Annotated in this window: 29 protein-coding genes and 1 pseudogene; 12 read left to right on the top strand and 18 right to left on the bottom strand. The window is 62.5% G+C overall.

Features of this window, described 5'->3' with window-relative positions; genetic code table 11:
- Nucleotides 1–30: 30 nt before the first annotated feature.
- Nucleotides 31–1,509 (top strand): sodium/proline symporter PutP, encoded by a 1,479-nt coding sequence (gene putP, locus ACRWQA_RS07000; protein WP_263580531.1) that lies wholly within the window; start codon nt 31–33, stop codon nt 1,507–1,509.
- An 87-nt stretch (nt 1,510–1,596) separates the two neighbouring features.
- Here putP and ACRWQA_RS06995 read toward each other — a convergent pair whose 3' ends face one another.
- Nucleotides 1,597–1,893, bottom strand: coding sequence for a hypothetical protein (locus ACRWQA_RS06995; RefSeq protein WP_263580532.1), 297 nt, complete (start codon nt 1,891–1,893; stop codon nt 1,597–1,599).
- Nucleotides 1,894–2,162: 269 nt separating this feature from the next.
- Between ACRWQA_RS06995 and ACRWQA_RS06990 the strand changes: the two genes are divergently transcribed.
- Both ACRWQA_RS06990 and ACRWQA_RS06985 read left to right on the top strand, forming a co-directional pair.
- A complete protein-coding gene (locus tag ACRWQA_RS06990) occupies nt 2,163–2,756 on the top strand; it encodes an OmpW/AlkL family protein (RefSeq protein ID WP_434227822.1) in 594 nt (197 codons plus the stop codon).
- A 227-nt stretch (nt 2,757–2,983) separates the two neighbouring features.
- Nucleotides 2,984–3,616, top strand: coding sequence for an OmpW/AlkL family protein (locus tag ACRWQA_RS06985; RefSeq protein WP_434227823.1), 633 nt, complete (start codon nt 2,984–2,986; stop codon nt 3,614–3,616).
- Nucleotides 3,617–3,687: 71 nt separating this feature from the next.
- Here the strand turns inward: ACRWQA_RS06985 and ACRWQA_RS06980 are convergent, their stop codons facing one another.
- The 5 genes from ACRWQA_RS06980 to ACRWQA_RS06960 form a co-directional block, all read right to left on the bottom strand.
- Nucleotides 3,688–4,188, bottom strand: a complete 501-nt coding sequence (locus ACRWQA_RS06980) for a gamma-glutamylcyclotransferase family protein (protein ID WP_434227825.1) — start codon at nt 4,186–4,188, stop codon at nt 3,688–3,690.
- Between the two features lie 32 nt (nt 4,189–4,220).
- The gene (locus ACRWQA_RS06975) at nt 4,221–4,553 is read right to left on the bottom strand and encodes a YqcC family protein (RefSeq protein WP_434227827.1); all 333 of its coding nucleotides are present in this window, start codon (nt 4,551–4,553) and stop codon (nt 4,221–4,223) included.
- Between the two features lie 92 nt (nt 4,554–4,645).
- A complete protein-coding gene (locus tag ACRWQA_RS06970; RefSeq protein WP_434227829.1) occupies nt 4,646–5,392 on the bottom strand; it encodes an amino acid ABC transporter ATP-binding protein in 747 nt (248 codons plus the stop codon).
- Nucleotides 5,389–6,063, bottom strand: a complete 675-nt coding sequence (locus ACRWQA_RS06965) for an amino acid ABC transporter permease (RefSeq protein WP_434227830.1) — start codon at nt 6,061–6,063, stop codon at nt 5,389–5,391. The genes ACRWQA_RS06970 and ACRWQA_RS06965 overlap by 4 nt, the downstream gene beginning before the upstream one ends.
- A 17-nt stretch (nt 6,064–6,080) precedes the next feature.
- Nucleotides 6,081–6,839, bottom strand: a complete 759-nt coding sequence (locus tag ACRWQA_RS06960; RefSeq protein ID WP_434227832.1) for an amino acid ABC transporter substrate-binding protein — start codon at nt 6,837–6,839, stop codon at nt 6,081–6,083.
- Between the two features lie 318 nt (nt 6,840–7,157).
- On the opposite strand from ACRWQA_RS06960, the gene ACRWQA_RS06955 reads away from it, so the two are divergent.
- The 4 genes from ACRWQA_RS06955 to ACRWQA_RS06940 all read left to right on the top strand — a co-directional run bounded on the left by ACRWQA_RS06955 (nt 7,158) and on the right by ACRWQA_RS06940 (nt 10,172).
- Nucleotides 7,158–8,189 (top strand): DUF3549 family protein, encoded by a 1,032-nt coding sequence (locus ACRWQA_RS06955; protein ID WP_434227834.1) that lies wholly within the window; start codon nt 7,158–7,160, stop codon nt 8,187–8,189.
- A gap of 51 nt (nt 8,190–8,240) precedes the next feature.
- Entirely contained in the window at nt 8,241–8,678 is a 438-nt protein-coding gene (locus ACRWQA_RS06950; protein WP_263580541.1) for an ATP-dependent zinc protease family protein, read from the top strand.
- Between the two features lie 31 nt (nt 8,679–8,709).
- On the top strand, nt 8,710–9,618 hold the full coding sequence (gene rimK / locus ACRWQA_RS06945) for a 30S ribosomal protein S6--L-glutamate ligase (protein WP_263580542.1): 909 nt from the start codon (nt 8,710–8,712) through the stop codon (nt 9,616–9,618).
- A 110-nt stretch (nt 9,619–9,728) separates the two neighbouring features.
- A complete protein-coding gene (locus ACRWQA_RS06940) occupies nt 9,729–10,172 on the top strand; it encodes a hypothetical protein (protein WP_263580543.1) in 444 nt (147 codons plus the stop codon).
- A gap of 13 nt (nt 10,173–10,185) precedes the next feature.
- On the opposite strand, the gene ACRWQA_RS06935 is transcribed toward ACRWQA_RS06940, so the two are convergent.
- The 7 genes from ACRWQA_RS06935 to ACRWQA_RS06905 all read right to left on the bottom strand — a co-directional run bounded on the left by ACRWQA_RS06935 (nt 10,186) and on the right by ACRWQA_RS06905 (nt 16,982).
- Entirely contained in the window at nt 10,186–10,896 is a 711-nt protein-coding gene (locus tag ACRWQA_RS06935) for a SanA/YdcF family protein (RefSeq protein WP_263580544.1), read from the bottom strand.
- Nucleotides 10,897–10,961: 65 nt separating this feature from the next.
- Nucleotides 10,962–11,534: a putative Fe-S cluster assembly protein SufT gene (gene sufT / locus ACRWQA_RS06930; RefSeq protein WP_263580545.1), complete on the bottom strand. Its 573-nt coding sequence runs from the start codon at nt 11,532–11,534 to the stop codon at nt 10,962–10,964.
- Between the two features lies 1 nt (nt 11,535).
- Complete coding sequence (locus ACRWQA_RS06925; protein ID WP_434227837.1) at nt 11,536–12,795, bottom strand: aminotransferase class V-fold PLP-dependent enzyme; 1,260 nt, start codon at nt 12,793–12,795, stop codon at nt 11,536–11,538.
- Between the two features lie 14 nt (nt 12,796–12,809).
- The gene (gene sufD / locus ACRWQA_RS06920; RefSeq protein ID WP_263580547.1) at nt 12,810–14,177 is read right to left on the bottom strand and encodes a Fe-S cluster assembly protein SufD; all 1,368 of its coding nucleotides are present in this window, start codon (nt 14,175–14,177) and stop codon (nt 12,810–12,812) included.
- On the bottom strand, nt 14,174–14,926 hold the full coding sequence (gene sufC, locus ACRWQA_RS06915; RefSeq protein ID WP_263580548.1) for a Fe-S cluster assembly ATPase SufC: 753 nt from the start codon (nt 14,924–14,926) through the stop codon (nt 14,174–14,176). Before sufC ends, sufD begins: the two co-directional genes overlap by 4 nt.
- A 78-nt stretch (nt 14,927–15,004) precedes the next feature.
- Nucleotides 15,005–16,447, bottom strand: a complete 1,443-nt coding sequence (sufB, locus tag ACRWQA_RS06910; RefSeq protein WP_263580549.1) for a Fe-S cluster assembly protein SufB — start codon at nt 16,445–16,447, stop codon at nt 15,005–15,007.
- Nucleotides 16,448–16,517: 70 nt separating this feature from the next.
- On the bottom strand, nt 16,518–16,982 hold the full coding sequence (locus tag ACRWQA_RS06905; RefSeq protein WP_263580550.1) for an SUF system Fe-S cluster assembly regulator: 465 nt from the start codon (nt 16,980–16,982) through the stop codon (nt 16,518–16,520).
- 406 nt (nt 16,983–17,388) lie between these two features.
- On the opposite strand from ACRWQA_RS06905, the pseudogene ACRWQA_RS06900 reads away from it, so the two are divergent.
- Nucleotides 17,389–17,901 (top strand): annotated as a pseudogene (locus tag ACRWQA_RS06900) (Lrp/AsnC family transcriptional regulator); the annotation flags it as partial.
- A gap of 36 nt (nt 17,902–17,937) precedes the next feature.
- A complete protein-coding gene (locus ACRWQA_RS06895; protein ID WP_434227841.1) occupies nt 17,938–18,858 on the top strand; it encodes a complex I NDUFA9 subunit family protein in 921 nt (306 codons plus the stop codon).
- 45 nt (nt 18,859–18,903) lie between these two features.
- Here the strand turns inward: ACRWQA_RS06895 and ACRWQA_RS06890 are convergent, their stop codons facing one another.
- Nucleotides 18,904–19,644: a hypothetical protein gene (locus tag ACRWQA_RS06890; RefSeq protein WP_434227843.1), complete on the bottom strand. Its 741-nt coding sequence runs from the start codon at nt 19,642–19,644 to the stop codon at nt 18,904–18,906.
- Between the two features lie 57 nt (nt 19,645–19,701).
- On the opposite strand from ACRWQA_RS06890, the gene ACRWQA_RS06885 reads away from it, so the two are divergent.
- Together ACRWQA_RS06885 and ACRWQA_RS06880 are read left to right on the top strand one after the other, a co-directional pair.
- On the top strand, nt 19,702–20,646 hold the full coding sequence (locus ACRWQA_RS06885) for a 2-dehydropantoate 2-reductase (protein WP_263580554.1): 945 nt from the start codon (nt 19,702–19,704) through the stop codon (nt 20,644–20,646).
- A 100-nt stretch (nt 20,647–20,746) separates the two neighbouring features.
- A complete protein-coding gene (locus ACRWQA_RS06880; protein WP_434227844.1) occupies nt 20,747–21,514 on the top strand; it encodes a class I SAM-dependent methyltransferase in 768 nt (255 codons plus the stop codon).
- An 80-nt stretch (nt 21,515–21,594) separates the two neighbouring features.
- Here ACRWQA_RS06880 and thpD read toward each other — a convergent pair whose 3' ends face one another.
- The 3 genes from thpD to ACRWQA_RS06865 all read right to left on the bottom strand — a co-directional run bounded on the left by thpD (nt 21,595) and on the right by ACRWQA_RS06865 (nt 23,889).
- Entirely contained in the window at nt 21,595–22,506 is a 912-nt protein-coding gene (gene thpD / locus ACRWQA_RS06875) for an ectoine hydroxylase (protein ID WP_434227846.1), read from the bottom strand.
- Nucleotides 22,507–22,678: 172 nt separating this feature from the next.
- Complete coding sequence (locus tag ACRWQA_RS06870; RefSeq protein WP_434227848.1) at nt 22,679–23,374, bottom strand: hypothetical protein; 696 nt, start codon at nt 23,372–23,374, stop codon at nt 22,679–22,681.
- 38 nt (nt 23,375–23,412) lie between these two features.
- On the bottom strand, nt 23,413–23,889 hold the full coding sequence (locus ACRWQA_RS06865; RefSeq protein WP_434227850.1) for a YbhB/YbcL family Raf kinase inhibitor-like protein: 477 nt from the start codon (nt 23,887–23,889) through the stop codon (nt 23,413–23,415).
- Between the two features lie 75 nt (nt 23,890–23,964).
- On the opposite strand from ACRWQA_RS06865, the gene ACRWQA_RS06860 reads away from it, so the two are divergent.
- Entirely contained in the window at nt 23,965–24,426 is a 462-nt protein-coding gene (locus ACRWQA_RS06860; protein ID WP_434227851.1) for a flavodoxin family protein, read from the top strand.
- A gap of 91 nt (nt 24,427–24,517) precedes the next feature.
- On the opposite strand, the gene ACRWQA_RS06855 is transcribed toward ACRWQA_RS06860, so the two are convergent.
- The gene (locus ACRWQA_RS06855; protein ID WP_434227853.1) at nt 24,518–24,703 is read right to left on the bottom strand and encodes a CCGSCS motif protein; all 186 of its coding nucleotides are present in this window, start codon (nt 24,701–24,703) and stop codon (nt 24,518–24,520) included.
- Nucleotides 24,704–24,736: the final 33 nt, after the last annotated feature.

Raw genomic sequence — 24,736 nt, 5'->3', positions numbered from 1 at the left:
TCACCACAACAACGTTGAAGGACTCCCCCAATGGTTGAGAACAACATGGCTATCGGCTTCACCTTCTTGGTGTATCTGCTGCTGATGCTCGGCATCGGTATCATTGCGTACAAGCGCACGACCAATCTCTCCGACTACATCCTCGGTGGCCGCTCTCTCGGCCCCTGGACTTCGGCGATCTCCGCCGGCGCCTCGGACATGTCGGGCTGGCTGCTGCTCGGCCTGCCGGGTGCCGCCTACGTCAGCGGAATCTCGGCGAGCTGGATCGCCATCGGCCTGCTGATCGGCACCTGGCTCAACTGGCTGGTCGTAGCGCGGCGCCTGCGCCTCTACAGCTTCAAGGTCAGCGACGCCCTGACCCTGCCCGAGTACTTCGCCAACCGCTTCCGTGACAAGTCACAGCTGCTGCGGGTGATCTCGGCGATCTTCATCCTGATGTTCTTCCTCTTCTACACCAGCTCCGGCCTGGTTGCCGGCGGCCGGCTGTTCGAGACGGTGTTCGGCTATGACTACTCCGTCGCGGTCACCATCGGCACCATCGCGGTGATCTCCTACACCTTCTTCGGCGGCTTCCTGGCAGTCTCCTGGACCGACCTGATCCAGGGCCTGATGATGGCCGCGGCGCTGGCCATTGTGCCGATCATCGCCTTCGGCGACCTGGGCGGCACCGCCGGTGCCGGCGCCGCTCTCGCTGCCGAGAGCGACTACATGCTCTCCTGGTTCCGCGACGCCTCTACCGGCGAGGCGCTGACTTTCATCGGCATCGTCAGCTCCCTGGCCTGGGGCCTGGGCTACTTCGGCCAGCCGCACATCCTGGCCCGCTTCGCTGCCATCCGCAGCGACCGTGACATTCCTGCCGCCCGTCGCATCGCCGTGACCTGGACCGCCATCGCCCTGGTCAGTTCCATCGCCGTGGGCCTGCTCGGCGTAGGCTTCGTCCAGCGCGACCTGGCCGACGGAGAAACCGTGTTCATGGTAATGGTCAACCTGATCTTCCATCCGGTCATCGCCGGCATCCTGCTCGCCGCCATCCTGGCCGCGATCATGTCCACCGCCGACTCCCAGTTGCTGGTCTCCTCCTCGGCGCTGACCGATGATTTCTACAAGGCGATTTTCCGCAAGGATGCCAGCCAGACCGAGCTGGTATGGGTAGGCCGCTTCGCCGTCATCGCCATTGCGGTACTTGCCTATCTGCTGGCGCTCAACCCCGACGCCACCGTACTCGACCTGGTCGCCTACGCCTGGGCCGGCTTCGGTGCCGCCTTCGGCCCGGCGCTGATCATGTCGCTCTACTGGCGGCGCATGAACAAGTGGGGGGCACTGGCCGGTATCGTAGTAGGCGGTGTGACCGTGGTGGTCTGGGCCGAGCTGTCCGGTGGTATCTTCGATCTCTACGAGATCGTCCCTGGAGTGATCCTGGCTTATGCGGCCATTATCGTGGCCAGCCTGGCCACCGAAGAGCCGGATCTGCGTGTAACTGCCGACTTCGATACCTTCGAGGAAGCGTAATCAGCCGGCACCCACGCAACCGATAGCATCACGCAACGAGAAAGCCGCCTTCATGGCGGCTTTCTTGTCGGTGCAGCCCGCCTCAACTCATGTCATCCAAAGGGCACGCACGATCACGATGACGGCAAAGGCGCCTAGTGCAGCCAAACTCACCGGAGGAGTGGTCGCACGCCGCAGCCAATGGCGGCGGAACCCGAGTCCCAGCGGCTGCATGAAGGCCGCGCCCAGCGCCCAGACACCAAGCCCGATGGCAGGCATGCGCAAGATCATCGGCAATCCACTGATCAGCTCGGGGCGAATCAACAATCCTAGCGCCAGTACCGCTGCCGCCAGCATGGCCGCCAGCGTCAACCACATCGGGCAATCCTGCACTTCTGTCCGCATCGCGACCTCTCCTGTGTGCGCCTACACAAGGCTTAGCCCTTCGTCCTGCCTTACGCCATGCTGCCCTACAGCAATAATTGTACATCGTGCTGCACAATGTTTGTCATATTCGCGGCTTTGAAATTAGGTGAACAGCGATTATGCCAAACAATCATGTCAATGACGGCGATAACAAAATTAAACAGGACTTTTAGAAACAGTGTTCGTATACTACACATCGTCCAATGCTGCCGGGAACCTCCGGCGTTAGAAACCAGGAGGACGCTGTAATGAAATCGATCCGTCTGATTCCCGTGGTTGCCCTTGCAGCCAGCTCCCTCTTCGCTAGCCAGGCAGCCCTGGCCTATGGCGCCGGCGATACCTTCGTGCGTGGCGGCTTCGCCAAGTCCGATACCCGTTCCGACAATGGTGCGCTCGACAGTATCAGCAGCGGCGAAACCGGCTTTACCTACGGTGCCGGCTACCTGTTTCACGACAAGGTGGGCATCGAACTCAATGGCTCCGAGAAGATCGAGCATACCTACAGCGCTGGCGGTGACACCGATACCATCGACCGCATGCCGGTCAATCTGCTGGTGAACTACTACCCGCTCGGTGGGCTGGATTCCAAAGTCCAGCCGTACGTCGGTGCAGGTGTGAACTACACCCGCTTCTCCGGCGAGCCGGAAGGCATTGATGCACGTCGCTCCTATGGCGCCGTGGGTCAGGTGGGTATCGATCTGGCCGTTACCGAAAACTTCATGCTCAATGGCTTCGCCAACTACGCCGATGTCGATTCCCGGCTCTCCGCCGATGGCGAGCGTATCGGCACGGCCAAGGTGGATCCGATGACCATCGGTGGCGGCGTGACCTTCCGCTTCTGAGCCAAACCGAGCTGACAGCGCGTCAGTACGAACACGCCGGGCCATTCTTGAGCCCGGCGTTCTTCGTTTTGGCGACACACCAGTCATAAGAAGCATCGAAAATACCCATTCAGTTGTCGAAAACAACTATTGCCTTGGGTCAATATTCTCTCGTCAGGCACTGAGTAGACTGGCTTCGTTCAAAAGCAGCTCCACGCTGTTCCTTTGCAAACGACAGGAGTCGACTCATGCGCAAGCAAGCCCTTCTCACTCTGATCACTGCTGGCCTCGCGGCCACTGCGGCCTTGGCCAGCAGCCAAGCGTTCGCCTATAACCAGGGCGACTTCATCACCCGCGTTGGCGTCGCTCATGTCGACCCCAAGAGCGATAATGGCAGTCTGGTGAATGGCGCTATTGATGTCGACGTTCGTAGCGATACCAACCTGGGCTTCACCCTGGGTTACCTGTTCCACGATAAGCTCGGCATCGAGCTGCTTGCGGCGCTGCCGTTCAAGCACGATATCGAACTCAATGGCGTGGAAGCCGCTTCGACCAAGCATCTGCCGCCAACCCTTACCCTGCAGTACTACCCGCTGGGCGGCACCGGTTCCCAGTTGCAGCCCTATGCCGGCGTCGGCCTCAACTACACCCACTTCTTCAGCGAAGAGATCGATATCGAAGGGGTGGACCTGGACCTCGACAGCTCCTGGGGCCTGGCCGGTCAGCTTGGCCTCGACGTGCGACTCGACGACAACTGGGGCATCAACGCCGCCGCCTGGTACGTCGATATCGATACCGATGCCAGCCTGAACGGCACGGATGTAGGCAAGGTCAGTATCGACCCCTGGGTGTTCATGGCCGGCGTCAGCTATCGCTTCTGATCCCGCCATCCCGAACGCCGAGAGGCCCGCCGGATGGCGGGCCTCGTACGTTTCAGGACTGCCAGCAGACCTCAGCGTGGGGAGTGCCGCGACAGGCCCAGCAGTAAGAGAAGCCGATCCTCCAGGTCATGAACCGCTTCGACCTCGGCCAGGCGGCGATGATACTCGACGCTGAGGAAGGGCTCGCCCGCCAGCAGATGATCCAGGTATTCTCGGGCTGGTTTGAGTGCCTTGGCGGTGGTGCCAGGCGCAGCGATATAGACCCAGGCCTCTATCGGGCCCTCCCGGGTAACGATGGGCAGGCGATGTCGCTCGTACTCCGACGGGTAGCCTTCGAAAGGGTCCATTCGCTCGATCTGGTCCGGCTCAAGCAGCTCGAACAGGGCTCCTTCGACCTTCTCCCCCGCTACCGGAACCACATTGGCATGGGCGATGCCTGCAACCCGCGACGCCTTGTCGAAGCGCAGTGCATGATCGAGCAGCACGCCCGATAGAGAGCGTCGTGTCGCACCAATGCGGGCCTCGACCCGCGCCACGTTCATGTTGCTGCCATAGGCGAAGTAGTACGGCATGACGTTCTCATTGCGTGAGCGGCTAGGCAGCTTCAGTTCTCGGTCACCAGGCGGTCGATCTCCTCGATGGCCTTGCACATCAGCAGACGATCGGTAGCACGCGTACCCTGTTGGGCCAGATAGGTATCGACCACTGGCGCCACATCGCACTTCGCCGGCATCGGCGCTTCGGCCTCGACCAGGGCATCGAGCCTGGCGATGAACACGAAGCGAAGCCATTGCGGCAGGTTCATGGTATCGATGCAGAACGGCTGCTCGCTCTCGTATGCGTCGGGTGTCGGTGCGCTCATACGCCACATATTGGTGGCTTTCATGGTGGCCTCGAGACGGCGCAACGCTACGTCGAGCTCCTCGTGAACGGTCATGGAGTCTCCTGTTGGGCTATGACCCCATTATCGCACAACACGCCTGTTCACCAACTCTGACACGACGTCGTCCTGCAATCTCGGCTCGACCATTATGCAGGCTGGCCGGCCAGAATCTTGCGCAGGAAGTCGCGCGTGCGCGGATCCCGGGGCGCATTGAAAAGCTGTGAGGGAGGTCCTTGCTCGACAATGCGACCACCCTCCATGAACACGACACGATCTGCGACGTCCCTGGCGAAACCCATCTCGTGGGTCACCACCAGCATGGTCTGCCGTTCACGCGCCAGTTGCTTCATCAACCCGAGCACCTCCTCGACCCACTCCGGGTCGAGCGAAGAAGTCGGTTCATCGAACAGTATCACCTCGGCCTGGGCCGCCATGGCGCGACCGATACCCACCCGCTGCTGCTGGCCACCGGAGAGTGATGCGGGATAGGCATCCGCCTTGTCGGCCAGGCCGATGCGCTGGAGGATCTCCCGGGCTCGCTCATGCGCCTTGGCCTTGGGCCAGCGATTGACCACGATCAGCCCCTCGGCGATGTTCTCGAGAGCGGTCTTGTTGGCGAACAGCGCATAGTTCTGGAACACGAACGCCGTGCGTCGCCTGGCCGCGAGGATCTCGGCCCGGCTGGCCCGGGTGACGTCGACATCCAGGTCGCCGATGACCAGACGACCGGCATTCGGGCGCTCGAGGAAATTCAGGCACCGCAGCAAAGTCGACTTGCCGGTCCCCGAGGGGCCGATCACGACGATGATCTCTCCTTGCTCGATGTCGAGGTCGATGCCATCGAGCACGGTCGCACTACCGAAACGCTTGACGAGGTTGGCAATCTTGATCATCTGCGGTACGCCCTGTTGAGTCGCATCTCCAGCCACCGCTGGAACCAGGCCAACAGCTCGACGATGATCCAGTACATGACCGCCACGGTAATGAAGGCCTCGAAATAGAGAAAGCTGCCGGCGGCCTCCTTCTGTGTCGCCCCCATCAGTTCCGTGACCCCCAGGGTGAAGGCCAGTGAGGTCGCCTTGATCATGTCGATGAAATAGTTCATCAGCGTGGGCACGGCCACGCGAGTGGCCTGGGGCAGCACGATGCGGCGCATCAGCTGGCCATTGGTCATGCCGATCGACAGGGCCGCCTCGGTCTGGCTACGGTCGACCCCGACGATGGCGGCACGTATCGACTCCGCCATATAGGCCGAAAAGTGCAGCGTCAGCCCCATGATGGTGGCGGTGATGCCGTTGATCTGGGTCAGGAAAGCCAGCAACTGCGGCAAGCCATAGTAGAACAGGAATAGCTGTACCAGCAGCGGCGTGCCGCGGAAGAAGGAGATGAACAGCATGGTCGCTGCGTTCAGCCCAGGGATCTTCAACACGCGGATCACAGCCAGGCCACAGGAGAGGATCAAGGCCAAGGCCATGCCCGCCGCGGCCATCTGCAGCGTGAGCGGCAGATAGCGCAGCAGGATGGGAATCAGCCCCAGCATGTAGTCGAAATCGAGGACACGCATGATGAGCGCTCAGTGAATCACGGGCGTGTGATGTCGGTGCCGAACCAGCGCTCCGCGATGGCTGCCAGGGTGCCGTCCTCACGCAAGGTGGCAAGTGCCACGTCGACCCGATCCCGCAGCGCGCGATCGGCTTCGGTATCGCGGAACGGCAGAGCGTTGCGAATGCTCGAAAACGGTTCGCCGGCGAGCTGCAGCGGTAGCGGCTTCTCCTGGATTACCTGGCTGGCACTCACGCGGTCCATGACGAAGGCATCGACCCGACCCAGCGCGGTATCCTGCTCGATGTTGCTGTCGTAGGTGCGGATATCGATCTCGTCGGCGTAGGGCAGCTCGCGCAGCAGCTGCTCGTAGTTCGAGCCAAGGTTGACGGCGACACGCTTGCCCCTGAGATCTTCCACGCCTTCGATCTCCTCGTTGCCTGCCCTGACGACGACTTGCGCACCATCGTAGACGTACGGTTCGGTGAAGAGGTACTTCGCCTCACGCTCCTCGGTAATGGTGATCTGGTTGGCGATGGTATCGATACGACCGGACTCGAGCATGCCGAACAACCCCGAGAAGTTGGCGGTCTCGAACTGTACCTCCATGCCCAGCTCTTCACCCACAGCCCGCATCACGTCGACTTCGAAGCCCTTGAGCGTGTCCTGCTCGACGAAAGTGAAAGGAAAGTAACCACCCGACATGCCCACCCTGAGCACGCCGTCCTGCGCCTGCACGTTGCCCACGAAGGAGAGAGCACCGGAGAGTATTGCTGCGACTAGTAAGCGCGGTAGCATGATCGACCTCCATTAATATCAATTTGGAATATATTTTTCGGCTGTTATTCGATTTTATCAGACATGCATGAGATAACCCACCGTAGCCCCATGGCAATTTTCTATGTCAGCCATAGCGTAGTCGCGCGCCGGAAGGTCATGCACAGATTCGCTGAAAGAGGCTGTGGATAAGCTATGGAAACTCGCCCCGGTAGCAGACAAGCCGTGGCTTTGCCAGGCATGGTCATTTCTTGACCAATCGCGAGCGCTTCCACGCTTGAGAGTGGCTGACAACTCCCCGGCCGTCACGGTAGAGTGCACGCTCAAAAGGGAGCCCTTATGCAGCCGATCCACACGCTTCACGATTTCTTCGCGCGCACGGGCGCCGAGGTGCACCTTTACCACATGGGTCGCCGAGTCGAGCCGTGCCCCCTGGATGTCCTTGCCCGCTTCGAGGATAGCGCCAGCGCCTGGCCATTCCCCTGGCAGGGGCAGGCTCGCCTCGGCATCGTCTTTCGCTTCGGGGATCTCGTCGATCCGCTGATCTGGTTCCTCGCCCTGCCGCTGGACGAACAGGGGCAGTTGGTGCCCGCTCCGCGCGACGCCTTCCTGCAGCGCTTGCTGACCCTCCTGGGAGGCAACGTGGATCGCGCGACTCGTGAACCCGGGAACGACAGCGAGATCGAAAACCTGATGCAAGACAACCCGCTCGCTTTCACTCCATCACTGCCCTTTCAGGCCATGTTGCACGCCCTTGCCACGCGCGACACCGGTAGACCGGCAAGCCCTCATCTCGAGCCGGTGGAAGCCTATCTCAGCGGTCAGCAACAAGTGGACTGGCAGTTCCTGGGGCTGCAGGGCCTGGCCGACTTCGCCGTGCGCATGGACAATGAGGCTGCCCGACTGTTGGCCGCGACACTCCCCGCCCTGCCCGACGAAGTGTTGAATTCGCTGTGCTACTGTCTAGAGCATATTGCCGTACCCGACACGCTCGGCCTTGCGCTGCGCGACCGGGGCGAGCAGGCCGCTGCCGCAGGTTGCCTGGAAACGCTGTGTGCCTGCGTGCGCGCCGTAGGCGGTGCCGACAAGACGATCGCCGGCGTCTGGTTCGATGAATTGCTGTCCGATCCGGCGGCCTGCGGCCCCGATCTGCTGGCGGCGATGGCCGGGCGCGGCTGGGAGCACCTGGAAGACGCTGAACGTCTGCCCCGCTTCCTCGAGCAACTGGCCGCGCAGCCGCAAGCGGATTTCGCCAGTGCCGCCCGCGACCTGGCGCTCATACCGCGGCTGCGCCTACCGGTGCTGATGACACTACGCGAAGCCCGACAGGATTCCGCTATCGGCCAACGCCTGGCCGGCCTGGGCCAATGAGGCCAGCCGAAGAGTTTGGGTCAAAGAGTAAGGACAGCTGGAAATGACGCAATGAAGGAACTGCCTTATATTCCCAAGGCCGTGATCGGGCGCCTGGAGATGGTCACGCTGCCGACCATCGGCATGACCGTCTGCGCCAAGATCGACACCGGCGCCCGCACCTCGTCCCTGCACGCCGAGGACATCGAGATATTCGAGGAGGAGGGCCACCTTTGGGTCGCCTTTACCACCCGTAGCGGGGGGTTGGAGTCGCCGCCACACGTTTATCGCACCCACCTGCATGACCGCCGCAGGGTGACAAGTTCCAACGGTCACAAGGAGTGGCGCTACGTGATTCGTACGCCGATGCAACTGGGCGAACTGGACGTCATGGTCGAGCTGACCCTCGCCGACCGCAGCGACATGCGCTACCCCATGCTGCTCGGCCGACGCGCACTGCGTCGCTTACTTGTGGCGCCCGGCGCCACTTTCCTGCATGGCGAGCCCTGACCCACCCGGCCCTACCTTCCCGGAGTCCACGATGCATATCGCGCTGCTGTCCCGCAATCGCAATCTCTACTCCACGCGACGCCTGGTGGAGGCCGCCGAACAGCGCGGCCACAAGGTCCGGGTGATCGATACCCTGCGCTGCTACATGAGCATTGCCGCGCACCACCCTTCCATCCATTACAAGGGTGAGGAAATCGAACGCTTCGACGCGGTGATACCGCGCATCGGTGCATCGGTGACCTTCTACGGCTGTGCCGTGCTGCGTCAGTTCGAGATGATGGGCACCTATGTGCTCAACGATTCGGTCTCCATCACCCGTTCGCGCGACAAGCTGCGCTCGCTGCAGTTGCTCTCGCGCAAGGGGCTGGGCCTGCCGATCACCGGCTTCGCCCATTCGCCGGACGACATCCCCGATTTGATCACCATGGTCAAGGGGGCTCCGCTGGTGATCAAGCTGCTTGAAGGTACCCAGGGCATCGGCGTGGTGTTGGCCGAGACCAACCAGGCCGCCGAATCGGTCATACAGGCCTTCATGGGCATGAAGGCCAACATCATGGTGCAGGAGTACATCAAGGAGGCCCAGGGTGCCGACATCCGCTGTTTCGTGATCGGTGACAAGGTGGTCGCCTCGATGAAGCGACAGGCGGCCGAGGGAGAGTTTCGCTCAAACCTTCACCGCGGCGGCACGGCCAGCCTGATCCGCATCACACCGGAAGAGCGATCCACGGCAATCCGCGCGGCCAAGTCCATGGGCCTCAGGGTGGCCGGTGTCGACCTGCTAAGGTCCAATCATGGCCCGGTGATCATGGAGGTCAACTCTTCGCCGGGGCTGCAGGGCATCGAGACCGCCACCGGCAAAGACATAGCCGGCCTGATCATCGAGCACATCGAGAAAAATGCCGCCGCTCCGCGCAAGGTGCCTCCTAAGCCCAAGGGGTAATTGCGAGAAAAGGGCCGGTATTTGTAGAAAGGCTACATATTTTGCCCGCGGGGGTAGCAAAACAGTGTTTCCCCCGCCACAATCTGCGTCACCGGAGGAGGTGACCGCTCATGTTTCTCGACAATCGCCAAGTGGCGATGGACAGCGTTCTGGAAGCGCTGGCTGACAGCATCGATTATTTTCAGGACAACCTCGAGCGCCTGCGCCCTTCCCTGCGCGAAACGCTCAAGCCTCACTATGAAGCCCGCGCCCAGACGATGCAGAAGCTGCAGGAACTGGCCAGGCAGCACCTCAAGCTGCTGCCGCGCGATGCCGATGTCGAGCGGGACGATTACATGTGGCTCTGGAGTCGCCTGAAGAGCTTCGTCGGCAACGAGAGCCAGGTAGTGATTGGCGAGTTGCTGGAACAGGAGCGCGTGCTGATGCAGGCCCTGGCCACGCTCTACACCCACCCTTTGCCCAATCCACTCGAGCCGATCGTCGAGCAGTGCTGGAAGGATTGCAGGGCCCTCATTCGCGAACTCTACCGGCAGCAGAAGCCACGCCGTCGCTGATCGGCTGCGCCGTTCAGAGGTGCTCGCCCTCGGGGTCGAGCAGTTGACGCCAACTCGGCGGTGTAATCTGCAGAGGCTCCAGCGGCCCCAGGAAGTAGGGCTCGCGCCCCCAGAGATACAGGTCCCCTACGGTCGCCGCTCGCGCCACCCACTCCCGGGCCTGCAGCCGCCACAGCCCCGCCACCGGACGAGACGGAGCACTGCAGCCCCACGCCTCCAGGCCCAGCGCATCGGCAATGAACAGAGCGCGCGGCAAGTGCCATGCCTGCGTGACCAACAGCACCTGATCGACACCGAACACATCCCGCGCTCGCGCCAAGGTATCGAAGGTACTGAAACCGGCGTAGTCGAGCGTCATGTCCTCATCGCGGACGTATTGGTCACGCAAGTCGCGCCACATGGTGATGGGCTCGTTGTACTGGCGTGTGCGGTTGTCGCCGGACAGCAGCAGATGCTCGACCCGACCCAGTCGAATCAGGCGGGAAGCGGCATTGATGCGGGCATCGAAGTGCGGGTTGCGCACGCCGCTACGGGTCCAGTGGGAGGTGCCGAAGACGATGCCGACACGCTCCGGGCCACATAGCGGCAACTCATGTTCGATGCGCGAGTGCGTCTGGCCCAGCACCCACAGGTTGGCGCCGACGAACAGCAGCAACGCCAGCAGCAGCAGGGCGCCGAGCGACATCAAGAGAAGCTTGAAGGTTTTCCACAGCAAGGCCTGCATTCACCGTCACCGGGCAAGAAATAACGAAGCCCCGCCACCGGTAGCGCGTGGCCTCGGGCTTGCGGCTAGAACATGCCGAGTTCCAGCTTCGCCTCATCGCTCATCATCTCACGGCTCCAGGGCGGATCGAAGACGATTTCCGTATGCACGCGGCTGATCTGGGGCGCACCGAGGATCTTGTTGCGTGCATCGGCTGCGATCACATCCCCCATGCCGCAGCCCGGTGCAGTGAGCGTCATGCGGATGGTGACGAGGCGCTCACCGCTGATCAGCCGCTCGATGCGGCAACCGTAGACCAGGCCCAGGTCGACGATGTTGACCGGGATCTCGGGGTCGAAGCAAGTACGCAACTGGTCCCAGACGAACTGCTCGATCTCATCGTCGCCGGCATCCTCGGGCAAGGTGGGCCGCGGCAACGGTTCCAGTCCCAGGGCATCGAGGTTGCTGCCTTCGATCAGGTAGAGCCGCCCCTCGTAGCCCACACTCACCGAACTGCCCTTGGCCTGCATCACGCTGACCACGCTATCCTCGGGCAGGCTCACGGTCTTGCCGAAAGGGATCGAGATGGCGTCCACGTCGCGCTGCAGGGGCAGGGTCTGCCCCCTCTCGAGACTGGCAATCTGTTCGATACTCGACATCTCAACGCACCATTCCGATGACACGCTCCAGGGCCGCAGCGAAGGCCTCGACCTCCTCCAGCGTGTTGTAGGCGGCGAACGACGCGCGGCAGGTGGCGGTCACGCCAAAGTGCGCCAGCAGTGGCTGAGCACAATGGTTGCCGGTACGAATCGCCACGCCAAGCTGGTCGATCAGCAGGGCGATGTCCTGGGAGTGCGCGCCGTCAACGACAAAGGAGAGCACGCCGGCCTTGTTCGGCGCGGTGCCCAGGATGCGCAGCCCGTCGATTCGCGACACGGCATCGGTGGCCCGCTGCAGCAGCGTCGCCTCCCAGGCACCGATACGCTCGATACCTACGCCGCGCACCCAGTCGAGCGCCACGCCCAGCGCGATCACCTCGGCGATAGCCGGTGTGCCCGCCTCGAACTTGTGCGGAATGTCGGCGAAGGTGGTCGGCACGTCGAAGGAGACGCTCTTGATCATCTCGCCACCGCCCTGCCAGGGCGGCATCGCCTCCAGCAGTTCGGCTCTACCATAGAGCGCTCCCACGCCGGTGGGGCCATAGACCTTATGGCCGGAGAAGGCATAGAAATCGGCATCGATGGCGCGCACGTCGACCGCCTGGTGCGGTAAGGCCTGAGCGCCGTCGACCAGAATCAGCGCACCCCGCTCATGGGCGATGGTCGCCATCTCGCGCACCGGATTGACGGTGCCGAAGGCATTGGAGACGTGATTGACCGCCACCAGCTTGGTGCGTTCAGTGAAGAGCGCACGGTAGGCGTCGAGATCGAGCACGCCGCGCTCGTCCACCGGAATGACCTTCACCACGATGCCAAGCTGGCTGGCCAGTAGCTGCCATGGCACGATATTGGAGTGATGCTCCAGCAGCGAGACCAGCACCTCGTCGCACGGCTTCAAGTTGGTCCGGCCCCAGCTGTTCGCCACCAGGTTGATCGCCTCGGTGGTGCCGCGGGTGAAGACGATCTCGCGGCGATCCGACGCATTCAGAAAGTCACGTACCGTCTCGCGCGTCGCCTCATAAGCCGCGGTCGCCTCGTCGGCCAGGGTATGCAGGCCACGGTGGATGTTGGCGTTGTAGCGGCTGTAGTAGTCGCGGAAACTATCGATCACCGTGAGCGGCGTCTGGCTGGTGGCCGCATTGTCGAAATAGATCAGCGGCCGGCCATGTACCTGCCGCTCGAGGATCGGGAATTGGGCGCGAATCCCGGCCACGTCGTAGGCCGGTGCGCTCAGCGGTCGCTCGGTGGCCAAGTGATTCATCGCTCTCTCCTCGATTACTCGTCGTGCAGGGCCATGGCGGCTTCCACCAGCCCGGCCAGGTTGAAACGCTCCGGCAGCTTGCCGGCAACGGCCAGCTCCACCCGCTCGGAAATGGCATCCAGGCTGACCTGCTCCAGTACTTCGCCGGCGAAGGCCAGGGTCAGCAGGCCTCGGGCGGTCTGCTTGTCGATGCCACGGGTGCGCAAGGCGTAGACCGCCTCCTCGTCGAGCTGTCCGGTGGTGGTACCGTGGGAGCACTTGACGTCGTCGGCGTAGATCTCGAGTTCCGGCTTGGCGTCGATCTCGGCGCGGTCGGAGAGCAGCAGGTTGGCGTTGCTCTGGAAGCCCTCGATCTTCTGGCTGTCACGCTTGACCACCACCTTGCCGTTGAACACGCCACGGGCACGGTCGTCGAGGATGCCCTTGTAGTTCTCGTTGGAGAAGGTGCGCGGGGCGTTGTGGTTGGCCAGGGTGTGGTTGTCGATATGCTGACGGCCCTGGCCGTAGAACAGCCCGTAGAAGGTGGCCTCGGCCCCTTCCCCGTTGAGCTCGCTGATCAGGTCGTTGCGCACCAGGCCACCGCCCAGGTTCAGGTTGAACGAGGTGTAGCGGCTGTCGCGGCTCTGCTCGACGTGGATGCTGGCCACGTGCAGGTCGGCGAGCGGCGCTTCCTGTAGCTTGTAGTGAGTGAGGATCGCCCCGCGGTCGAGCAGCAGCTCGGCCACCAGGTTGGTGAAGTTGGCCGCCTCGCTCTCGCCGACGTGATGCTCTATCAGCGTGGCCTGGCTGCGCGCGCCGGCCTCGACCAGGATGCGCGGATGGCTCATCACCGGCTGCGCCCCGCTTCTGGAAAGAAACTGCAGCAGGATCGGCTTCTCCACCACGCTGCCCGGCGCCAGGCGCACCACGGCGCCCTCTTCCATGAAAGCGGTGTTGAGCGCCGAGAACGGCGAGAACTCGACGCCGGTCAGCCGACCCAACGGCCCCCCCACGGCTTCGTGGTTATCGGCCAGCGCCTGGGACAGTGGTAGCACCGCCACGCCGCCGGGCAGATCACCCAAGTCGGAGAGCGCCGCCGAGAACACGCCATCGACGAAGGTCAGCCGGTGTGCCTCGATGGGCAGCGTCAGCGCCGCGGCAGAAGCTGGCGAGAACTCGGCGCTGTCGGTCAGTGCGAAGTCGCCCCGGGCGATGGCGCGCACGTCGGTGTACTTCCACGCCTCGTCGCGGCGGGTGGGAAAGCCGAGCGCCTCGAAGCGGGCCGCACCGGCCTGGCGGCGTGCGGCAATCCAGGTCGGCTCGGCCCCGCGGCTCGCACTACGCTCTGCGAGGCGGTCGAGAAAGGTCTTCACCTCACTTGACTGCTGTTCGACATCGCTCATGCGGCAGTTTCCTCCACCACCCAGTCGTATCCGCGGGATTCCAGCTCCTTGGCCAGCTCAGCGTCGCCGCTCTTGGCGATGCGGCCGTCGACCAGCACGTGCACGCGGTCGGGCACGATGTAGTCGAGCAGACGCTGGTAGTGGGTCACCAGCAGGATGGCGCGCTTCTCGTCGCGCAGGGAGTTGACGCCATCGGCCACCACGCGCATGGCATCGATGTCGAGGCCGGAGTCGATCTCATCGAGCATGGCGAGCTTGGGCTGCAGCACCAGCATCTGCAGGATCTCGTTGCGCTTCTTCTCGCCGCCCGAGAAACCTTCATTGACGGCGCGCTGCAGGAAGCTGGCGTCCATCTTCATCTGCGCCAGCCTTTCCTTGACCAGCTTGAGGAACTCGGGCGCCGGGATCTCGCCCTCGCCGCGAGCTTCGCGCTGAGCATTGAGCGCCGCCTTGAGCAGGTAGATGTTCTTCACCCCAGGAATCTCCACCGGGTACTGAAAGCCCAGCAACAGGCCCGCCTGAGCGCGCTCCTCGATCTCCATCTCCAGCACATCCTGCCCCTCGAAGGTGACCGAGCCGGAGGTCACTTCATAACCTTCCTTGCCTGCAATCACCGCCGAGAGGGTAGACTTGCCGGCCCCGTTGGGGCCCATGATGGCATGCACTTCCCCGGCGTTGATGGTCAGGCTCAGGCCCTTGAGGATTTCCTTGCCTTCCACCTTGACGTGCAGATCCTTGACTTCGAGCATCTTGGTACCTTTTCGATTCTGGCGAGCCGCCACCGCGACTCGAAATAAATTGACTGAACAGGGCTGAGCACGAGGACCTTAGCCCACTGCTCCCTCTAGCGTGACGTTGAGCAAGGCTTCGGCCTCCACGGCGAACTCCATCGGCAGCTCCTGGAACACGTCCTTGCAGAAGCCGTTGACGATCATGCTCACCGCATCCTCTTCGGAGATACCGCGGCTCTGACAGTAGAACAGCTGGTCCTCGCCGATCTTCGAGGTGGTCGCCTCGTGCTCGATCGTCGCGGTGCTGTTGCCGATCTCCTGGTACGGGAAGGTGTGAGCGCCACACTGGTCGCCGATCAGCAGCGAGTCGCACTGGGTGAAGTTGCGCGCCCCCTTCGCCCGCGGCCCGATCTTGACCAGCCCGCGGTAGGACTGGTTGCTGCGACCGGCCGAGATGCCCTTGGAGACGATGTAGGAGCGCGTGCCCTCACCGATGTGGATCATCTTGGTGCCGGTGTCGGCCTGCTGACGGCCGTTGGTCACCGCCACGGAGTAGAACTCGCCGATGCTGTCCTTACCGCGCAGTACGCAGGAGGGGTACTTCCAGGTGATCGCGGAGCCGGTCTCGACCTGGGTCCAGCTGATGCGTGAGCGGTCGCCGCGGCAGTCGCCGCGCTTGGTGACGAAGTTGTAGATGCCGCCCTTGCCATTCTCGTCGCCGGGATACCAGTTCTGCACCGTGGAGTACTTGATGTAGGCATCGTCCAGCGCCACCAGCTCGACCACCGCGGCGTGGAGCTGGTTCTCGTCGCGCATCGGCGCGGTGCAACCCTCCAGGTACGAGACCTGGGCGCCCTCTTCGCAGATGATCAGGGTGCGCTCGAACTGGCCGGTGTTGGCGGCGTTGATGCGGAAGTAAGTAGAGAGCTCCATCGGGCAGGTCACGCCCTTGGGCACGAACACGAACGAGCCGTCGGTGAACACCGCCGAGTTGAGCGCGGCGAAGTAGTTATCGGCCACAGGCACCACCGTGCCCAGGTACTGCTTGATCAGTTCCGGATAATCGCGAATCGCCTCGGAGATCGAGCAGAAGATCACCCCCGCCTCGTGCAGCTTTTCCTTGAAGGTGGTGGCCACCGAAACGGAGTCGAACACCGCATCCACTGCCACACCGGCCAGGGCGGCACGCTCATGCAGCGGGATACCCAGCTTCTCGTAGGTCTCGAGCAGCTTGGGGTCGACCTCGTCGAGGCTCTGGGGACGGTCTTCGGGGCGCTTGGGCGCGCTGTAGTAGGAGATCGCCTGGTAGTCGATGGGCGGATAATCCAGGTGCGCCCAGGACGGCGGCGTCATCTTGAGCCATTGATGGTAGGCCTTGATTCGCCACTCGAGCATCCACTCGGGCTCGCCCTTCTTGTTGGAAATGAAGGCGATGACGCTCTCGTCGAGCCCCGGCGGCACCGTCTCGCTCTCGATGTCCGTCACGAAACCTTCTTTGTATTCGCGGCGGACCAGCTGTTCCATTTCCTGTGTTGCCATGGTCTCTCCCCTCCCGGGCGGTTGGGCCGGCGAGCAAGCTCGCCTCGGGTATTGAATCCGGTTCGGTGGCTCAGGCCGTATCGACGGCCAGGGTCACGCTCTGTATGGGTAGCTGCACCGGCAGCTTGATCGGCGCGGTATCGGCCAGGTGGGCCAGGGTCACGCTGTCGAGCAGAGTGCGAACGGCCAGCGACACACGCTGCCAGTTGTCGGAAACGCCACAAGTCGCCAGCAGGTCGCAGTCACCCTCGGCGTGGCTGCACTCCGTCATCGCCACCGGGCCCTCGATGGCCGTGATGATGTCGATAGCGGTGATGCGCGATGCAGGCCGTGCCAGGGAGTAGCCACCCTGGGCACCACGACGCGACTCAAGCAGCCCTGCCCTGACCAGCATCTTCAAGGTCTTGCTGACCGTAGGGTGGGGCAGCTGCACGGTCTCGGCCAGCTCTGCCGCCGCATGGGAATGCTCGGGATGCCGGGCGATCTGCGCCAGGATCACGGCGGCGTAGTCTGTCAGCCGGGAAAGCTTCAGCATGCCTGACTCCTGAATGTCACGAATACGCGGCGGAGGCCTGCACTCCATTTGGGACCATTTTAGTCCTGTATGGATTCGATGTGAAGTCCCCTCCGTGACTAGTGGGGCTGATGTGCCAAGATGGCGGCACGTTCGGCGCCGTTAACACCAATAACGCCAATCATTCTCATTCATTTATTTTGCTGCGGGCACTCTCGGTCACCTCCACTTCAAGCTGCGACGGACTGATGCCCACCTCCTCCACGAGCCGGTTGAGCTCTTCCAGCAAGTCGTCTCAACGCTTCGCAGCGCACGGTTGCCGGCGCCTCTCCCTGCAACGAGCGACCCGCCGCAGGCTCGTATCGGCTTGAGAACTGGCGAGTACGGGCCGTATTCGCCAGACTTGCAGTGATGGTTAGCGGTATCGGCCAAGGAACCACTGAACGCCACATTGACGAGGCACCCCATGCGCAATCTCAAACTCGACCGCATCGACCGCATGCTGCTCGAAGCTCTTCAGCAGGACGCCCGTCTGACCACTGCCGAACTGGCGGAACTCGTGAGTCTCTCCCCCTCCCCTTGCGCTCGCCGCATTCGCCGACTCGAACAGGCTGGGCTGATCACCCGCTACCGTGCCGAACTGGACAAGGTCCGGCTCGGCCTGACACTCACGATCTTCGTGCAGGTACGGCTCGACCAGCATCAGCAGGAGCGGGTGGAGGAGTTCGAAGGGAGCGTGCAAGGCATGCCGGAGGTGGTGCAATGCCATAGCGTTTCCGGCCACTTCGATTACCTGTTGCAAGTGATTACTGCCGATATGGACGCCTTCGAGCAGTGGCTGCGACAATTCCGCCAGTTGCAGACGGTCAGCGCAGTGGACAGCAGCTTCGCGATACGTGCAGTCAAGGAGAACGGTCCCCTTCCCCTGCCCATCCCATGAAGCCAGCCCCAGCGCCAGCGCCCCAAGGGAGACAACATGACGCAAGCCCCCATTACCGTATTCGGCGGAACTGGCTTTCTCGGTCGTCATGTCGTGCAGGAACTGTTCGATGCCGGCCATGCGGTGCGCATCGCGGCCCGTCGGCCCGCGCTTCCCCATTGGGCCGAACCCGGCGACCCTCTGGAGCCGATGAGCATCGATATCCGCAGCGAGAGCGACGTGAGCCAAGCGCTCGATGGGGCGCTCGGGGCGGTCAATGCCGTGAGCCTTTATGTCGAGCGTCGCCGACTCACCTTCGACCAGGTGCACGTGGAAGGCGCCGGCCGCCTGGCTCGCCTGGCCCGGACACAAGGCGTCAAGGTCCTCATCCAGCTATCCGGCATCGGTGCCAGCTCCTCGTCGCGCTCACCCTACGTCAGGGCACGTGGCCGTGGAGAGTCGGCCGTCATCGATGCCTACCCGAAGGCGATCATTCTGCGGCCGAGCGTCATGTTCGGTCCCGATGATGCCTTCCTCAGCCGCCTGGCGGACCTGACCCGGCTCCCCGTCATCCCGCTCTTCGGACACGGGGAGACCAAGCTGCAGCCGGTACATGTGGTGGATGTGGCAAGAGCGATCGTACGGCTATTGGGAGTCGCCCCGTCTGGGCGCCGATTATTCGAACTGGGAGGTCTGGACATCCTGCGCTACCGGGAGGTACTGGAGCTGATCATGGCCCATCTGAAGCGTGAGCGCCGCCTGCTGCCGATTCCGTTCCCGCTGTGGCATCTTGCCGCCGTGCTCGCTTCGCCACTGCCTGGCCCACCGCTGACTCGGGACCAGGTCCAGATGATGGCCGAGGACAACACGGTCGGCGAAGGTGTGGGCACCTTCGCCGACCTGGATATCCTGCCACGCTCGTTGCGAGATGCCCTGCCCGACTGCTTGCCGGCACGAAGCTCGGATTCCCGCCGATAACGGCGGCCGGGGCACAGCGCGATCGCCGCTCATCCCGCACGACCCTCATTGCCAGCGCCAGCCATGCCGTTCCCACCATTCCAGCGCGATGGTCCGATTCTCCGCGTTGGCCTTCACATCGAGCGTTGTGGTGAGGCTGACATAATCGCCACCGGTCTGGGCCATCAGTCGCGGGTCCTGAGTAGCCAGCTGTAGCGCATACAGCGCCAGCATCAGCTCGTATTCGTCATGGGTATCGAGCAGCGAAAACAGCATCGGGATCGCAGGTTCGCCGATCTGCCCCAGACGCTCTGCCGCGATATACCAGACTCTGGGATGCTCCTCGCCACCGTAGACATCGATGAAGCGCCTGTCGGCCAAGCGACTGATGTAATAGTGGACCTCGTCCTCTTCCGTGGCGAAGAGCGGGGGTACCCAGAAGCGATCATGACGCGTGGTGGCCACAGGGGATACCGACGGCTCGGCCGACAAGACCTGTTCCGTTTCATCGGGAACTGGCTTGGACTCGGCCTCCGGTGCCGGGCGTCCTGCACAACCGCCCAAGAGCAGCAGCAGAACCAGTGTGAGTGTGTGGGATATTCTGGTAGCAGGCATTTCGCACTCCACGGATTGGCGCATGATTGCGGTGCGTTTTACGCCTTCGCTCGACACTTGGCTAGCCCCGCTAGACCTGGACGGGTCGATGCACCCCAGTTTGTCGTATTTCTTCGTCCCTGGGCAGCCCAGTGCCCAGCCGAGGAGCCAGCACAAAGGCGATGCCATGCTGGGCTCCATCGGCACGAGCATGGATAGCCTCTTTGCCGCTATGCTCCGAGAAACGAGAGTGAATCGACAGGAGGAATCATGAAGTTCGCCATTATGGGAAGCGGTGGTGTCGGCGGCTACTTCGGCGCGCGCCTGGCCGAAGCCGGTGAAGACGTCACCTTCATCGCCCGCGGCGAGCACCTGGCCGCCATGCAGCGGCAGGGGCTATGCGTGAGCAGTATCAAAGGGGACGTCACGTTGGCGCAGGTCAAGGCCACGGACGATCCCGCCAGCATCGGCGAAGTGGACTGCGTGATCGTGGCAGTCAAGGCATGGCAAGTGCGCGAGGCGGCCGAATCGATCCGCCCCTTGGTCGGGCCCGACACCCTGGTGCTGCCCTTGGAGAACGGTGTCGAAGCCGCCGACATCCTGGCCGAGGTGCTGGGCGAAGCACCGATACTCGACGGCCTCTGTGGCATCCTGGCCTGGAGGGAAGCGCCAGGGCATATTCGCCATGCCGGCGTGGACCCGTTCGTCCGCTTCGGTGAGCGCGACAACCACAGCAGTGCACGTACCGCACGGCTCAAGGCTGTCTTCGACAAGGCACACGGCCTCAACGCCGAGATTCCCGATGACATTCGCGTCGCCCAGTGGAGCAAGTTCCTGTTCATCTGCGCCATGAGCGGCATTGGCAGCGTCACCCGTGCCCCGATCGGCATTACCCGGCAACTGCCCGAGACCCGGGCCCTGATCCAGGCCATGCTCGAGGAGATCGGCCAGGTTGCCCGCGGGCACGGCGTCGCCTTTCCCCCGGATGCCGTTGCCCGCGCCATGCAGTTCATCGATGCCATGCCGGCCGAAAGCACCTCTTCCATGCAGCGCAATATCATGGACGGCGAGCCCTCCGAGCTGGAATCGCAGAATGGCGCCGTGGTGCGCCTGGGTCGCTCGGTTGGCGTGGCAACTCCGGTTAACGCCTTGATCTATGCCGCTCTACTACCCCAGGAACTGGCGGCCCGCGGCGAAGTGCCGCCTGACGGATGAGCCCTTGCACGAGGAAGTCGACCAGGCGGTGGCAAGGCTCGGATTGGAGTATTCTTAATGAATGAACGAGACGTGAAGCGCCACCTGCCGGAGCACCAACATGACCGACGCCCCTCATAACGCCCCGGGCCAGCATTGGAATGCCGCCGCTTATGCCCACAATGCCAGTTTCGTCGCCGAGCTGGGCAACGCGGTTGCCAGGCTGCTCGACCCTCGCCCCGGCGAACGTATTCTCGACCTGGGCTGCGGCGACGGCACCCTGACCGAGGTGCTGGCGAAATCCGGCGCTACTGTCGTTGGGGTGGATGCCGCCATCGATATGGTCGAGGCCGCCCGGGCACGAGGGCTGGACGCCCGTGTGCTGGATGCCCACAACCTGCCCTTCGAGCACGAATTCGATGCGGTGTTCAGCAATGCCGCTCTGCACTGGATGCTCAACCATGAAGCCGTGGTAGCCAGCATTCATCGCTCGCTGAAGCCGGGCGGGCGCTTCGTTGCCGAGTTCGGCGGTCATGGCAATGTCGCGGCGATCTGTACCGCCATACTGGCGGCACTTCAGGCACGTGGCATCAGTGGCAAGGCACGCTTTCCGTGGTTCTTCCCCACGCCGGAGGAGTACCGGGAGTGCCTCGAGACGGCAGGCTTCAGCGTCGAAACCATCGAGCTGGTTCCACGTCCGACCCGCTTGCCTACGGGCATGGCCGGCTGGCTTGCCACCTTCGCCCATCCTTTCCTGCATGGCCTGGATGAAGATTTACGCGAAGCGGTGCTGGACGACGCCTTGGCACTGCTGACGCCCAGCCTGCGCGACAGCCATGGCAACTGGACAGCCGATTACGTTCGTTTGCGCGTAAAGGCATATCGCTGAGGCGTCAGGCCAGGCGCTCCCCCAAGCCCCTGTTTCATGCTCCGTTCAGGCAGCATGCCGCTCATCCGCCGGCTTGCGCTTCAACGGATAGGTTCGAGCGGGTTCCAGTCCATGCGATTGGCCAGGAACTCAGGGCGCGGGCGGTTGCCGCAGAAAGGGTTCAGCAGACCGTTGTCGACGCTGTTGTAGACGAAAAAAAGGTTGCTGCGCGGCCAGCAGGACATGTTGATGTTGGAGCCATGCATGGTATTGCATTCGAACATCACCAAGGTACCTGCAGGCCCTTTGGGCGCCTCGATATCACCCTTGAGCATCAGTTCACGCAGGCTGGCATTGTCGGGCACGCCTACGTCCTGGCTCTTGAGCGACTCCTTGTAGTTGTCCGTCGGCGTGCGTCCCACACAGGGCACGAAATACTGGTGCGAGCCAGGGATCAGCATCAACGGGCCGTTGAACTCCCCATTGTCGGTCAGCACGATGGAACAGCTCAACGAACGCATGCGCGGCATGCCGTCCTCGCTGTGCCAGGTTTCGAAATCGGAATGCCAGTCGAATCCCTTGCCCTTGAAGCCGGGCTTGTAATTGATACGCGACTGGTGAATGTAGACCCCTTTGCCGAGGAGCTGCTCGACCATGGCCAGCAGACGGGGATCCCGAGTCAGGCGGCTGAAGCGTTCAGAAATCTCGTGAATGCCGAAGATGGAACGAATCTCCTCACGCCCCGGCTCGAGGATGGTTCCTTCGGAGAGTTTGAGATCATCGTCCTGTTCGTAGTCGCGCAGTTCCTCGATGAAAGCTTCCATCTCGTCTTGGTCGAAGAAACCTTCGAACGAAAGGAAGCCCTTCTCCTCATATTCGCTTACCTGCTCTTCGCTCAGTGGTCCATCACGGCGCTGAGCCCCCTCGGTGAATACCACAGGGTCGATACGCTCGAACATGCCGAGCTTGCGCTCCAGGCGCGTAGGGAAAAGATCCTGCACATCATCCTTCATCGCATGCTCCTCCTTGAATCCAAGCGAAACACCAATCATCCGATTGGCAGCTCTTCAACCTAGACCTGGAATGGTTCGCATGCAAAGTGACTTTGTATCTGCCTATTGCGGCAAGAAAGGCAACCGTAATCACCATTGGGGAAGACGGCCGGTCAGCACAGGATGCCCAGGCTCAAGTCGAGCGAAATGACGATAGGCCATCCTTATCATTCAATAGCCGGATCTCCCGGCACAGCCGGCGCCGCTGCCAGGGGGATGAGAGCCGCTTGGTATCCCAGGTTTTCGGTACCAGACCGCAGCCAGGCTGCTGATCGATGAATACAAAGCGCCGCTCGGCGCCGACCGGCAGGTCCTCAGAACCGTAGATACAGATGAGACGAATGGTCAGCGTACGAAAAACGACGTCTTGTAGGGGTCGGAGCCCCTCCATCTTGAAGCCGCCATCACTGGCCAGGCGGCGGGTCAATGCCGCAAAGCTGTCAATGTGAACGAAACTGCCTGGCCCCAGGGGACCCTGGTGGGAACCATCCTGGACGATGGGAGACGGATCCGTCCTGTGGTTGCCGTCCTGGTCATCATCCTTATCATACTTTTCGGTGCTGTCTGTCACGTCCACCCGCACGGTACCCCGCGAGGTATCGAGTTCTGCAATGATGTGCTGAATGAATACCGGCTCCGCGCTCATGTTGCTGATGATACACAGGGCATCGATATCCTTTTTTCGGCCCCGATTGATCAGCAGACGCGGCCGACGCTGTCGGCGAAAGCTGAAATAGAGCAGTTGGGCATAAACTACCCATACAATCAGCGTGCCGATATCGGTCAGCACGGAGACATTGTCCCCGTGCTGGAAGAGCCAATCGAACACTGCAATCCTCCCTGACTGCCATGAACGCTAGCGCACGGTCAGCCGCGCTGATAGGTACCGATCAAACGGTTCATCCCGAGCAGGTGGGGCTCGAGCTGCTTGAGCAGCTCTCCGAGGCCCAGTCCCTCAGGCAGGTCGGTCGGCTTGTCGAGTGCCAGCACCCAGAAGTAGTAGTGGTGCACCCCATGGCCTTCCGGTGGCATGGGGCCGGCATAGCCGCGCTTGCCAAAGTCGTTCTTGCCGCTCGTGCCGTCGCTCGTGCCTTCGGCCAGTGACGTGGTGGAACCCGGCAGGTTGTAGAGCAGCCAGTGGACGAAACCGTAGCTGCCATGCTGAACGAGGGGCGCATCGGGATCATGACAGAGGATGGCATAGCCCTTGGTGCCCTCGGGGGCACCGCTCCAGCTCAGTGCCGGCGAGATGTCATCGCCCTCTCCGGTATGCACGATAGGAATCGCTCCATGCGCCTTGAAGGCAGCGCTCTCCAGCCGCATGGTCGAAAGTGCAAAGGCCATGTGCGGAATCCTCCTCTCGGATGAAAATGGAAAGGTGCCGAAACAGCGTCGGAGAAAGCCGTTAGACTGTCAAACATGAAGCGACTGCTGATCGTGGCCCATGCGCCCTCTCCCAATACCCGCAGACTGCGCGATGCCGCCGCGCGCGGCGCCCGTCATCCCGATATCGACGCTGTCGAGGTAGTGGTCAAGGCCCCTTTCGACGCCGCCCCCGAGGACATTCGCAGCTGCGATGCCATTTTGCTGGGAACCACCGAGAATCTCGGCTACATGAGCGGTGCACTGAAGGATTTCTTCGACCGCAGCTACTATCCCGTACTGGAGGAGAAACAGGGCCTGCCCTGTGCGCTTTACGTGCGCGCCGGTCACGACGGTACCGGCACGCGACGGGCAGTCGAAGGCATCGTCACCGGGCTACGCTGGCGCTGGGTGCAGGAGCCGCTGATTCTGCGTGGCGAATGGCAAGAGGAATTCATCGAGCAGATAGAAGAGCTAGGCCTCTATCTGGCTGCGGGGCTCGAAGCGGGAGTGCTGTAGTACATCAGCCCACCGCCGAGACGATCCGGTATTCCACTAAAAACGGTCATGTCCGAATGGTCATGACCGTTGCTTACCGCTCGCAGGCGAATCAGTGGCTGCACGACCCGCAGCAGACACCAGGCTCCCCGTGTTTTTTCTTCTTTGCAGCCTCGGCGCTGGCAGGCTCGCCTGGGCTGGCGTCCGCAGCCGCTGTCGTCGACGCTCCTGGCTCGAATGCCTGAACGGCTTGCTTGTCTTCCGTCTTGTCTCTCTTGAACAGGTTCTTGAGCCCCATGTGAGACACTCCTCGCAGTGGATTTAATAAGAT

The sequence above is a fragment of the Billgrantia sp. C5P2 genome (assembly GCF_051062895.2).
This window is presented reverse-complemented; position numbering and strand designations above follow the sequence as displayed.